The following is a 13,169-nucleotide window of genomic DNA, read 5'->3' on the forward strand; positions in this document are numbered from 1 at the left end:
CGCGCCGGGGTGGCGGAACAGGTAGACGCGCCGGACTCAAAATCCGGTGGTTTCACGACCGTGAGAGTTCGAGTCTCTCTCCCGGCACCACATGCACACGATACATCCGGCGAAAGATGCCGAGAGAATATACCATAACTGTCGTTCCATCCCGTTCCGCGGCGCCGTCGCGGAGCAACTGCCGTGCTGCATCCCCGGCATTCAGGATTCGGGCACACTGCCCGATACAATGGTGTCACCGAGGCCGCCAGCATTATCTGACACCGGCGGCCTCCTCTCCGATCTAACGACAAGAAGGTGCGACAGGTAATGACAGGCACGCGCTTTTCCCTCGAAGTCCGCCCGGTTATCCCGGGACGCCTCGGCAGACTTGAAGAACTCGCAAACGATTTGCTGTACAGCTGGGACAGCCAGGTCCGCGGCCTGTTCGTCCGCCTCGACTCCGATCTGTGGGAACGCTGCGGGCACAACCCCAAGGTGTTCCTGCGACGCATCTCGCAGCACATCCTGGAGACTGCCGCCGCCGACACGATCTACCTGCAGGACTATGACCGCATCCTCGCGGCCTATGACTCCTACCTGAAGCACCGCCACGCGGGCCGGCGCGGCCTGAGCATCTTCGATCCGGACACCGACCTGGTCGCGTACTTCTGCGCCGAATTCGGCCTGCACGAGAGTTTCCCGATCTACTCCGGCGGCCTCGGCATCCTGGCGGGAGACCACTGCAAGGCGGCAAGCGACCTCGGCATCCCCTTCGTCGCGGTCGGCCTGCTGTACCGCGAAGGCTACTTCCACCAGACCATAGACGGCAACGGCAACCAGGTCGCGCACTATTTCAACACCAGTCCCGAGGTCCTGCCCATCGCTCCGGCGCGCGACCCCGATGGCAAGGACGTGCACGTGCAGGTGGAACTGCCCGGCCGGCGCGTCGAGCTCAAGGTATGGAAGGCGAAGGCCGGCCACATCTCGCTCTATTTTCTCGACAGCGACCTGCCGTCGAACAACGACCATGACCGCCGCATCACCTATCAGCTCTATGGCGGCGACATCAACACCCGCATACAGCAGGAGATCGTGCTCGGCATCGGCGGCGTGCGTGCGCTGCGCGCGGTCGGGCTGTCGCCCACGGTCTGGCACATCAATGAGGGCCATGCCGCCTTCCAGATACTGGAACGCTGCCGGGACCGCATGCAGCAGGGGCTGAGCTTCGAAGCGGCGTGGGAACTGGTCGCCGCCGGCACCGTATTCACCACGCACACGCCAGTGCCGGCCGGACATGACATATTCCATCACGACCTGATCCTGTCCTATTTCGAGCGTTACATCCGCGAGACGCGCATCAGCGAAAAGAAGTTCCTGTCACTGGGCGCCTACCCCACCAACGACAAGGGGTTCAACATGACCGCGCTCGCCCTGCGCGGGTCGCGTTTCCAGAACGGAGTCAGCCGCATCCACGGCGACGTGGCATCGCAGATGGAAGGCTACATCTGGCCGCAGATCCCGCCGGCGGAGAATCCGATCGGCTACGTCACCAACGGCGTGCATGTGCCGACGTTCCTGGCGCAGGAATGGGTCAACCTGTTCGAAATGCACTTCGGGCCCGGCTGGCGCAACGAACTGCTCAACGAGGAATTCTGGGAGGCGATCGACGAGATTCCGGACCACAGCTTCTGGAGCATCCGCCAGACGCTCAAGTCCAAGCTATACCAGGACATCTACCGGCGCGTCTGCAACCAGCAGCGCCGCAACGGCACCAGTCCGACCCAGGTGGAGCGCCTGACGCGCTATCTCACCATGTCCGAAACGGACATCCTCACGGTCGGCTTCGCGCGCCGCTTCGCCACCTACAAGCGCGCCACCCTGCTGTTCTCGGACCCGGAACGGCTCGCGCGCCTGCTCAACGATCCCGAGCGGCCTGTCGTGTTCATCTTCGCCGGCAAGGCCCACCCGCTCGACATCCCCGGCCAGCGCCTGCTGCAGGTGATCCATGACTTTTCGCGCCGGCCCGAATTCGAGGGACGCATCCTGCTCGTCGAGGGCTACGACCTCGCGCTGGGGCGCAAGCTCGTCACCGGCGTCGACGTCTGGCTCAACACCCCCGCCTACCCGATGGAGGCCAGCGGCACCTCCGGCGAGAAGGCCGGCATCAACGGCGTGATCAATCTCAGCGTGCTCGACGGCTGGTGGGGAGAGGGCTACAACGGCGAGAACGGCTGGGCGATCACCCCGCACGGCCAGCATTTCGACGAGAGCTTCCGCAACCGGGAAGAGGCGAACGAACTGCTCGATCTGCTCGAGACCCAGGTGGTCCCGCTGTACTACAGCCGCAGGACCCAGGGATACTCGCGCCCCTGGGTGCTCAAGGCCAAGGCGTCGATGAAATCGCTGATGCCGCGCTTCAATGCGCAGCGCATGGTGATGGATTACGCCGAAAAGCTCTACGGCCGCGCCATACGCCAGCGCGCCCAGCTGGGTGAAAACGGCGGCGAACCCGCGCGCCAGCTCGCGGAGTGGAAACAGGCGGTCGCGAAGGCGTGGCCCGGCGTGTCAATCCGCCGCGTCGACGACGGGCGCAATACACTGCTGGCGAGCGAAGAGCTGAAGATCCAGGTCGCGGCCCGCCTCAACGGGCTCAAGGCGGAGGATGTCTACCTGGAATGCCTGGTCGGCACCGAGCCCGAGCCGGGTGATTTCACCAACCACAGCGTCTACCGTTTCCAGGCGGACGGCCAGGGTGAACAGGGCGAAACGATCTTCACGCTCGAGCTGCATCCGCCGCTGCCCGGGCTGCAGCATTACAAGATCCGCATGTACCCCTATCACAGGCTGCTGAGCCGCCGCTTCGAAACCGGTTACATGCTCTGGCTGTAGCAGGCTACGCGCCCGGGACAAGCGTCACCCCGCGGGCGGGATGCGTCCGTAGAGGGCATTCATGTGGCGGAGCCGGGCGGCGAGATCCGGGGCGACCTGGTCCCAGGTGAAGCGCCAGCGCCAGTTGTCCTGCGTGGTACCCGGCGTGTTCATGCGGTGCTCCCCACCCAGGCAGAGCGCATCCTGCAGCGGGATCACCGCGGTATTGGCCACCGAGGCCAGCGCTGCGCGGATCAGGGGCCACGGCATCGCTTCCTGCGGCTGACCGAGATATTCCAGCACCCTCGCCTGCGCCTGCGCATCGAGACCGCGGTACCATCCGAGCGTCGTGTCATTGTCGTGCGTGCCGGTGTAGACAACGCTGTCTTTCGCGTGGCTGTGCGGCAGGTAGGGGTTGTCGCTCCCCCCGTCGAAGGCAAACTGCAGTATGCGCATGCCGGGCATCCGGTACTGCTCGCGCAGCGCATGCACCTGGGGCGTGATCAGGCCGAGATCCTCGGCGACGAACGGCAGCGCGCCGAAACGGCGCAGCACCGCCTCGAAGAATGTTGCGCCTGGGCCCTCGACCCAGCGCCCGCCCATCGCGGTGGGGTGGTCGGCCGGGATTTCCCAGTAGGCCTCGAAGCCGCGGAAATGGTCGATGCGGACCAGGTCGAACATCCTGACCTGGCGCTCGATGCGCTGCATCCACCAGGCGAAACCGTCCTGCTCCATCAGTTTCCAGCGGTAATGCGGATTGCCCCAGCGCTGCCCGGTCGAGGAAAAATAGTCTGGCGGCACCCCGGCCACCACCGCGGGATGTCCCTTGTCATCCAGCTCGAACAGATGCCGGTTCACCCATACGTCGACGCTGTCGTGGGCGACAAAGATCGGCATATCACCCATGATGAGGATGCCGCGTCGATTGGCCTCCGCCCGCACCGCGCCCCACTGGCGGTGGAAGACGAACTGTTCGAAGCAGACGCGTTCGATCGCCGCGCGGTGCTTGCGCCGCGCCTTCTCCAGTGCGGCGCCGTCGCGGTCGCGCAGCGCGCCGGGCCAGCGCGACCAGTCGGCGCACTCGTACCGCGTGCGCAAGGCCTGGAACAAGGCGTAATCGGGCAGCCAGTCCTGCTGCGCCGACATGAATTCATCGAAGGCGGCGCGGTCCTCCGCCGGCGCACGCTCGAGGAATCCCGCCCGCGCGAGTTCCACCAGCTCTTCGTGACCTTCAGTCCCGGCGGCATCTGCACGCGTGAGCGCCGCGCCGTCCAGCCAGCCCCATTGCGCCAGCCTGTCGAGGGAGATCAGCCGGGGGCTGCCCGCATGCACGGAGAGGCACTGATAGGGGGAGCCGTTCGCATGCGTGGGGCCGAGCGGCAGCATCTGCCACAGGGTCTGCCCGGCAGCGGACAGGAAATCGATGAAGCGGAAGGCGTCGTCCCCGAAGTCGCCGCATCCGCGCGGGCCCGGCAGCGATGTCGGATGAAGCAGTATGCCCGCCCGGCGTGTGTTGAGCGCTTGCACGGCCGCCGGCGCCACTTCAGCGCGCTTCTGATCCGCGTCTCATCACGCCCCCGTGCTGCGGCTGGCCGCCGCCCGCGCTGATGCTGTGCGCCAGGGTCTCGGGCGGCTGCGCCCCCAGCAGGCGGTACAGATTGCTGAGATGCAGGCGGTAAAGACGCTCGAAGTCGCCGACAGAATCGGAGGGATTGTAGTCTCCGAACCACCAGCACCAGTCGGAACCTTCGCATGCCGCCAGCTGCCGGATGATGCGTTCGCGTTCATCGCCCTGCAGCGTGCCGCCCGCCAGCGCCGCATCGCACATACGCTTGGCCTCGCACAGCAGCTCCCAGCCGCGGTTTTTGTCCGGACTGCCCATCCACGTGGAAAAGGTCCCGTATACCCAGCTGCCGGCGATGAGCGACGGCAGGCTGCAGTATTCGATTCCGCCGGCGAGACTTTCGGAAAAGGTGGTCAGCTCAAGCGCGGGATGCTCCGCCAGGCGGCGGTAGAGCGCGGTCAGGAAATGGTAACCGTTGTCGGGGTAGGCCTCCCACGCATTCTCGCCGTCGAGAATGATCGAAACCACATGGTTCGGGCTGCCGCCGCATTCCTGCGCGATAGTCTCCAGGTGATGCACCATGTTGGCGACGGCGTCGTCGGCATGCCAGTTCTGATAGGTGAACCCGATCAGGTCGGACAGGCCGTCGTCGCGAAAGAAACAGGCGGGCCTGGCCGCGTCGATGCGATAAACCCGGTGCAGGTTCTTGCTGGCGCAGGGGTCGTGGATGGTGACACTGCGCGCGATGCTGTTGCGCAGGACAGTTTCACCGGTGGCCGTCCATTTGAATCCGTAGTCTCCGAGCAACTGCACTGTTGCCGTGCTGAGCCCGCCCTCGGCAGGCCAGCAGCCTTGCGGTACGAATCCGAAATGGCGTTCGAATGACGCGATGCCTTCCTTCAGATGCCAGCGCGCGCGTTCAAGTCCGCCGGGATATGCTTCCACGGCCGGCAACGGCATCTCGGGCACGGCATCCCGGGCACTGGTGAAATCGAGCAGCAGGGGTATCATCGGGTGCGCGTACGGCGTCATCGACAGCTCGGCCTGGCCGCTTTCGGCCAGACGCCGGTAGCGGGGGATGACGGCATCGAGCAATCCGCCGATGACTTCGAGCAGCTGCAGGCGGTCCTCCAGCGAGAAGAAGCGCGACTTCTCGATCAGGTATTTGACGCGCCCATCCTCGCGCCGTACGGTCTCGCCCATCCAGGCCAGGTGATACCAGGTCAGCATGTCCGCGATGTACTGGTCACCGAGGTAGCTCAGGTTGTCGGCGTCGTTCTTCATCAGCGCAGCGAGATCGACCAGACGCCGGTACATCGGGAAACGGTTGATCAGCCGCTGTTCGTTGGCGCGCAGGCACGCCCGGACGAGTGGCGCGCGCCGCACGGCCTCCTGTGGGAACACGTCGCTGACCAGCGCCGCCAGCAGCGGATCGCGCAGCGGTTGCCGCCCGGTGAGGAAGCCGCGCACCTGTGCAGAATAGTCCTCGAGCTGATCCAGCAGGATCGGCACGAAATTGATCACGGCCTTGGCGCCCGGGTTCTGCTCGAGTATGGAGGCCATGTCGGTGTAATCCTTCATGGCGTGCAGGTAGGTCCATGGCAGCTGATAGCTGTCAGTGGAATAATCGCGGTACTCGGGTTGGTGCATGTGCCAGCACAGCACCACCTTCAGGCGACCGCTAGTGGGCACGATGGTAATCCTGCCCCAGCATCTCCGGCGTCACCACCACCACACCGTTCTCGCTAACGTAGAAGCGCTTGAGATCATGCGCCGGATCCTCGCCGATGACGGTGCCTTCCGGGATGCGGCAACCCTTGTCGACGACCACCTTGGTCAGGCGGCAACCTTCGCCGATCTCGACGTCCGGCAGCACGACGCAGTCCTGCAGGACGGAGTAGGAATTCACCCGCACATTGGAAAACAGCAGTGAATGCTTCACCTGGGATCCCGAGACGATACAGCCGCCCGACACCATGGAATCCACCGCCATCCCGCGGCGACCCTCGTCGTCGAAGATGAACTTGGCCGGCGGCAGCTGCGCCTGATAGGTCCAGATCGGCCAATCCTCGTCGTACATGTTGAGCTCCGGCGTCACTCCGATCAGCTCCATGTTGGCCTCCCAGAACGCATCGACCGTCCCCACGTCGCGCCAGTAGGCCTGGTCACCGGTCACCGGATCCTTGAACGGGTGGGCGTGCACGCGATACTTCTTGATCGCCGAGGGGATGATGTCCTTGCCGAAGTCGTGGCTGGAGGAGGAAATGTCGGCGTCCTTGACCAGCTGCTCGAACAGGAACAGGGTGTTGAAGACATAGATGCCCATCGAGACCAGCGCTATGTCAGGGTTTCCCGGCACCGGCTGCGGCGCTTCGGGCTTCTCCTTGAAATCCGTCACCATCCAGTTCGCATCGACGGACATGACGCCGAAGGCGCGCGCGCGCTCGATCGGCGTCTCGATGCAGGCGATGGTCATGTCCGCCTTCGCCTCGACGTGCGCGGCCAGCATCGGGCCGTAATCCATCTTGTAGATGTGATCGCCGGCGAGGATGAGCACGTAGGAGACGTCGTAATTGCGGATGATGTCCAGGTTCTGGAACACCGCATCCGCAGTGCCCGTGTACCAGGACGTGGCGATCCTCTGCTGCGCCGGCACCACCTCGATGAATTCGCCCAGCTCGCCGCGCAGGAAGTTCCACCCCTGCTGGATGTGGCGTATCAGCGAGTGCGACTTGTACTGGGTGAGCACCGCGATGCGGCGGATGTCAGAGTTGACGCAGTTGGACAGCGGGAAATCGATGATCCTGAACTTGCCGCCGAACGGTACCGCCGGCTTGGCGCGCCATTGCGTCAGATGCTTCAGGCGCGAACCGCGCCCCCCTGCCAGGATGAGCGCGATGGTATCGCGGGTGAGCCGGCTGACAAAGCGGGTGATGTGTCCGTGCTTATCGGTGCGTTTCATCGCTGCCTGTTGAGTTCAATCTCGCGGATTATCGGTTGGCATGACCCTGCAAACAGGGCTTATGCTATCATTAATGCCCTCACCGAGGCGAGCCGTAAACACGCACAGGACGATGATTGTTTACGCCCATATCCGACACATATAAAGCCGCCACATGAAAAACGCGACCGCCACCCCGCTCCCGGACGAGATACAGAAACTCCTCTCCGCCCAGCATCACGATCCGTTCTCATTTCTCGGCAGACACCGGTCCGGTGAGGAGGAGGTCGTGCGCGCATACATCCCGGGCGCGACCCGCGTCGGGATCGCCGAGCCCGACCTCACGCTCACCCGCCTGCACGATACCGATCTGTTCGAGTGGCGCGGCCGCCAGGGCACGGTGCCGGAACATTACCGCCTCGTATGGACCATCGGCAGCGGAGCGGCGCATACGGCCTACGACCCCTACTGTTTCGCCCCGCAACTCCCCGACTTCGACCTGTACCTGTTCGGCGAGGGAAAACACCAGCACGCCTACCGCTTTCTGGGCGCCCACCCGCACAGCGTCGCCGGCATACACGGAACCCTGTTCGCGGTATGGGCGCCCAACGCCGTAAGGGTCAGCGTGGTCGGCGATTTCAACGCCTGGGACGGGCGCAGGCATCCGATGCGCAGTCGGGGCGGCAGCGGGATCTGGGAGCTCTTCATCCCCGGGATCGCGGTCGGCGCCTTGTACAAATTCGAGCTGCGCAACCGCGACACCGGGAGCATCCTCCTGAAGACCGACCCGTATGGTCAACAATTCGAGGTCCGGCCGCGCACCGCCTCGATCGTCGCCGATCGCGCGCCCTATCCATGGCAGGACCAGGGCTGGATCGAACAGCGCCGCGGCATGGACTGGCTGCACGCCCCCGTCTCAATCTTCGAGGTGCACCTCGGCTCCTGGCGCCTCGGCGCGCACGGCGAGTTCCTCGATTATCGCGAGCTTGCCCGGCGCCTCGTACCCTACGCGCTGGACATGGGGTTCACCCACATCGAATTGCTGCCCATCACCGAACACCCGCTCGACGCCTCCTGGGGCTATCAGACCACGGGCTATTACGCACCGACCAGCCGCTTCGGATCGCCCGATGACTTCCGCTACTTCGTCGACCACTGCCATCGGAACGGCATAGGCGTGATCCTCGACTGGGCGCCTGGACACTTCCCCAAGGACGCCCACGGCCTGGCGCGCTTCGACGGCAGCGCGCTGTATGAACACGAGGACCCGCGCCGAGGCGAGCACCGCGACTGGGGCACGCTGATCTTCAATTACGGCCGCAACGAGGTGCGCAACTTCCTCATCTCGAGCGCGCTGTACTGGCTGGAGGAGTTCCATCTCGACGGCCTGCGCGTCGACGCCGTCGCCTCCATGCTGTACCTCGACTATTCGCGCAATGCCGGCGACTGGACGCCGAACATCCACGGCGGCAACGAGAACCTCGAGGCCATCGACTTCCTGCGCCAGCTCAACCAGCTCACCCACGAACTCCACCCCGGCACGCTGATGCTCGCCGAAGAGAGCACCTCCTGGCCGATGGTGTCGCGGCCGACCTGGCTCGGCGGCCTCGGCTTCAGCATGAAGTGGAACATGGGCTGGATGAACGACACGCTGACCTACATGAGCAAGGATCCGGTATACCGCAAGTACTCGCACGACATGCTCACCTTCAGCCAGCTGTACGCCTTCACCGAAAACTTCGTGCTGCCCTTCTCGCACGACGAGGTCGTACACGGCAAGCAGTCCATGCTGAACAAGATGCCGGGCGACGAGTGGCAGCGCTTCGCCAACCTGCGCCTGCTGTACGTCTACATGTACACCCATCCGGGGAAGAAGCTGCTGTTCATGGGCTGCGAGATCGGCCAGGGACGCGAGTGGGACCACAGCGTGCCGCTCGACTGGTACGTGCTCGATTACGCCTACCATCAGGGCGTGCAGAAGCTGGTGCGCGACCTCAACCGGCTGTACCGGGAATCGGCGGCCCTGCATCAGTATGACTTCGAGGGACGCGGCTTCGAATGGATCGACTGCCATGACTCATCGCAGTCGGTGCTGACCTACCTGCGCCGCGGAGAGCATGACGACCTGGTGGTGGCGCTCAACTTCACCCCGGTGCTGCGGCGGGATTACCGCATCGGGGTCCCCCATCCCGGCGTCTACCGCGAGATCCTCAACTCGGATTCCGAATTCTACGCCGGCGGCAACCAGGGCAACGGCAATGGACTCTACGCGGAGCCGATCCCCTGGATGGACCGCCCGTATTCGATCGCCATCACCCTGCCGCCGCTGGCCGGAGTGGTGCTGAAGCCGGTGTACGGCTGAAACCGCCGACTCAGGCGCCGAGCCGCGCGACGGCGTAGAACAGTCCCGCGAGCAGGGCGGGATATATCCACTGCGCAGGCGGAGTGTCGTGGCCGGACAGCTGGACACTGCCGCCGGCGACCGCCTCCGCCTCGCGCACGACATTCTGCATCACACCCGAGGCGAAACGCCCGGCCGTGCGCAGGTCGGGCCGTCCGCCCGGCGCCGCGGCCATCTGTTCCGTCACAATCCGCCGCACCGGATCGAGCGCCTCGATCACAAGCACCATGCGCACCGCCAGCCTTTCACGGGATACGCCACACAGGGCGAGTGGACGCGCCATGCTGTACACCGCCAGCAGCAGCTGCTCGCGCGACGTGGTCCGCAGCAGCAGGTTGGCGCCGGCGACGATCGCCATCAGCAGCGCGGCGCGCAGCAGACCCGCCTCCATGCCCTCGCGACTCGGCCACAGATCCGCAAAGCGCGCGCTTTCGGCGCCCAGCAGCGGCTGACCCGGGGTGAACCATCCGTACACGATCAGGATCGAAAGCAGAAACCAGCGCAGGCGGGATACCATGCGAACGGCGGGAAGCAGCAGGCGTGGAGAGGTGGACAGATAGGCTGCGGCGAGCAGCAGGCCGCCGCACAGCAGATCCATACCGTTACCGAAGGCGAGGCTGGCCGAAAAAACCAGAAAGCAGACTACGCGTATCAACGGATGCACGGCGGCTCACGACCAGTCGTTTGCGCCCCGGCGGGGCGTACATGACCAAGGCATTCTACAACGGCGGATGGAAGGCGGGTAAAGGGCGCGGACGGCGCCGCCCGTTCACCCGATCTGGCGCATCAAATCGCTCGCCTCGCGCTGCTGGTCCTGCGTCCCCTCCTGAGCGACCTCGTTCAGGATATTGCGCGCGCTGTCCTGGTCACCCATGTCGATGTAGGCCTTGGCGAGATCGAGCTTGGTGCCCACTTCGTCTTCTCCGGAGATCAGGCTGCTGAAATCATCCTCGGCCGACGCGCCGGAATCGTCGAGCGGGCCGAGATCGTCACCGACTCCGGTAAGCCAGGAGAGATCGTGATCCAGCCCGGTGGCGCTCGCCGCACCAGGCGGCTGTCCCGTCGCGTCTTCACCCGGCATGCCGGACGCGCCCTGGCTGATGCCTGTCCTGGATTCGAAATCGATTACGTTGCTGGCAGTGCCGAATGTCCCGGCGAGGTTCGAACCGCTTTCGGCGAAGCGCTCCCCTGCCCGCTCGCCCGTGCCGGCACCACCCGCCCCGGATCCGGCGACATCATCGAGGGAAAGATCCATATCGAGCAGGGGCGCATCATCGATGTGTCCGACCGGCGCCGCTGCGCTCATATCGGCGTGCAGCGTCTGATCCCCGGGGGACTCATATGCAGCACTGCCCAGCTTGTCCAGCTCGGCCGCGATATCCGCGTCCAGCTCCAGCGCGGCAAAGTCGTTACTCAGATCCTGGGAATGGTCGCTGGCTTCGTGCGCCGCAGTCGCCGCCGCGGTCGCCGCGGCCCCGCCGAACAGTGCATGCTCCGGGGCGATGCGCCTGCCCATCGCCACGACCTTGTCCCACAACGCGGCGTCTCCGGATCCAAACTTGCTCCTGAATGATTCCGCCTGCGTCACGAAGGCGTTCTTGTTGCCGCTCGCCGCCTGTACCTCGAGCAGTTTCACTACCAGATCGCGCCGGCCGGGTTCGGTCTTGATGGCCTCCCGGAGCAGCTCCTCCGCCTTGTCGAAGCGGCGATAGGCGAGATACACGTCGGCCTCGGCCAGCACGTCGATCTCGTCATCATCGGACTGCATCAGATCGAGCCCGCCATCCTCCGGCTCGGACTCGGTCGCGGGCACAGCGCCCACGCCCTGCTCTGCGGTTTCCATGGCCTGCACCGGCTGTTGCGCGGCGGCCGCCCAGGCCGGCGGCGCGAATTCCTCGTGCGATTCGCGGCCCGTGCCCGTGTCGGCGATCTCATCGAACATGGCGGCGTTGCGGCGGCGGCGCACGATCAGCCAGAGCAGTATGACCAGCGCCACGCCGGCGCCGCCGGCCATGGCGAGGATATTGGGGTCGTCCAGCAATCCACCAGCCGTAGCCGTGTCCTCGGCCGGTGCGGAAGCCGGCTTGCGCGCCGGTTTTTCGTCGGCCGCGCCGTCTCCCGCCACCTTGCCGTCGGCGGTCTGCGCAGCGGTGGCCGCGGCTGTCTCCTGTTCCGCGGTCGATCCGCCGGCGCCCGCCTGGAGGGCTGCCAGCGTGTCATCCTGCAGCGTCGTCAGCCTCTGCATCGCGTCGATCTGCTCCTGCAGGGACGCCAGGCGTTCGCGCAATTCCGTATTCTCCTGGCGCGAGGCCTCGGAGGTCTCCAGTGCAGCCGCCAGTTCACCCTTCAGCCGGGCGAGCTCGGATTCCTGCGGTGAGCCGCCTGCATCCGACTCGGCAACCCCCTCCAGCGCCATGCCGGTGGCCGTCGCCTCCGGGACGCTCAGGCGCAGGCGCGGTCCGCTGTCCCCGCCGCTTCCGGCGGCGGCATCGCCCATCGCCACACCGTCGGGGATTCCCTGCGGAGCAGCCCCGGCCATGCCTGCGCGGGCCTGTTTGGAATCCATCCACTGTTCATTCTGGCGGCGCACCTCGGCCGCCGCCGCGGCACGTGTCATCGCCGTCAGCAGCTCGGGGTCGCTCACCCGCAGCACGTAACCCGCCTTGAGTTCGTTGATGTTGCCGTCGTAGAAGGCTTCGGAATTGTTCGTGAGCAGGGCCATCATGACCTGCTCCACCGTGGCAGCGGGGCTGGACTGCTGCAACTGGCTCGCGATCGACCACAGGGTATCGCTGCGCTGCACCGGCCCGTACGTAAGTGCATCCGCCGCCGGCGCGACGACCTCCGGCGCAGGCGCCGCCACGGCAGGCTCGTCCATGGCGAAGTCCCCGGACGGGGCGGCTGACTCACCGGCGAACGCCGGCTGGACCGGCAGTGGCTCTTCATCGATCACCACCGGGGGATCGAGCAACAGGGTGTATTCACGCAGCAAATGGCCGCTCGGCCAGTCGATCTCCACCAGGAAATCCAGGAACGGCTCCTTGATCGGGTCCGCGGACCTTACCTTGATATATGGAGTGCCATCGACGCCCGTCGCCACCTCGAAGCGCAGGCCGGTGAGCAGCAGGGAGCGGTCGAGTCCGGCGTTCTCGAAGGCTGCGACGGAGCCCAGGGCGACGGTGACATCTTCCCTGGCGGTCTGGCCCAGCGCCGTCAGCTCGATGTCGGCATCGAGCGGCTGATTCAAGGCCGAATGCAGCGTTATATCCCCAAGGCCCAGCGGGGAGGCGCCCAGCGGGGTGAGCAGACCGAGTATGGCCAGCAGCCGGAGGAATTTGTGCAACATCCTGTCTCCCTTAGATTTTCCGCGTAGTTGAGCTTTCATACGTCGTTACATCCATTGTAGTTGCATG

The 13,169-nt window shown here is 65.2% G+C and carries 7 protein-coding genes and 1 tRNA gene; 3 read left to right on the forward strand and 5 right to left on the reverse strand.

The features are described from left to right. The first annotated feature begins 3 nt into the window (after window positions 1–3). Both IPK65_05570 and glgP read left to right on the forward strand, forming a co-directional pair. Window positions 4–90: transfer RNA gene (locus tag IPK65_05570), tRNA-Leu, on the forward strand. A gap of 219 nt (window positions 91–309) precedes the next feature. Beyond that, window positions 310–2,871: an alpha-glucan family phosphorylase gene (glgP, locus tag IPK65_05575; GenBank protein ID MBK8162618.1), complete on the forward strand. Its 2,562-nt coding sequence runs from the start codon at window positions 310–312 to the stop codon at window positions 2,869–2,871. 24 nt (window positions 2,872–2,895) lie between these two features. On the opposite strand, the gene malQ is transcribed toward glgP, so the two are convergent. From malQ to glgC, 3 genes are read right to left on the reverse strand one after another with little or no spacing between them, the layout of a single operon-like run. Further along, window positions 2,896–4,392: a 4-alpha-glucanotransferase gene (gene malQ / locus IPK65_05580; protein ID MBK8162619.1), complete on the reverse strand. Its 1,497-nt coding sequence runs from the start codon at window positions 4,390–4,392 to the stop codon at window positions 2,896–2,898. A gap of 1 nt (window position 4,393) precedes the next feature. Next, window positions 4,394–6,064: a glycoside hydrolase gene (locus IPK65_05585; GenBank protein MBK8162620.1), complete on the reverse strand. Its 1,671-nt coding sequence runs from the start codon at window positions 6,062–6,064 to the stop codon at window positions 4,394–4,396. A 31-nt stretch (window positions 6,065–6,095) separates the two neighbouring features. Beyond that, window positions 6,096–7,376, reverse strand: a complete 1,281-nt coding sequence (glgC, locus tag IPK65_05590) for a glucose-1-phosphate adenylyltransferase (protein MBK8162621.1) — start codon at window positions 7,374–7,376, stop codon at window positions 6,096–6,098. Between the two features lie 154 nt (window positions 7,377–7,530). Here glgC and glgB point away from each other — a divergent pair, with 154 nt between their 5' ends. Next, window positions 7,531–9,717: a 1,4-alpha-glucan branching protein GlgB gene (gene glgB / locus IPK65_05595; GenBank protein ID MBK8162622.1), complete on the forward strand. Its 2,187-nt coding sequence runs from the start codon at window positions 7,531–7,533 to the stop codon at window positions 9,715–9,717. A 10-nt stretch (window positions 9,718–9,727) separates the two neighbouring features. On the opposite strand, the gene IPK65_05600 is transcribed toward glgB, so the two are convergent. Together IPK65_05600 and IPK65_05605 are read right to left on the reverse strand one after the other, a co-directional pair. Then, window positions 9,728–10,420 carry a hypothetical protein gene (locus IPK65_05600; GenBank protein MBK8162623.1) on the reverse strand — a complete coding sequence of 231 codons (693 nt, stop codon included), beginning with the start codon at window positions 10,418–10,420 and terminating at the stop codon, window positions 9,728–9,730. 105 nt (window positions 10,421–10,525) lie between these two features. Next, window positions 10,526–13,102 carry a hypothetical protein gene (locus IPK65_05605; protein ID MBK8162624.1) on the reverse strand — a complete coding sequence of 859 codons (2,577 nt, stop codon included), beginning with the start codon at window positions 13,100–13,102 and terminating at the stop codon, window positions 10,526–10,528. Window positions 13,103–13,169 lie beyond the last annotated feature (67 nt).

The sequence above is a fragment of the Gammaproteobacteria bacterium genome (assembly GCA_016712635.1).
In the GTDB taxonomy this organism is placed as follows: domain Bacteria; phylum Pseudomonadota; class Gammaproteobacteria; order SZUA-140; family SZUA-140; genus JADJWH01.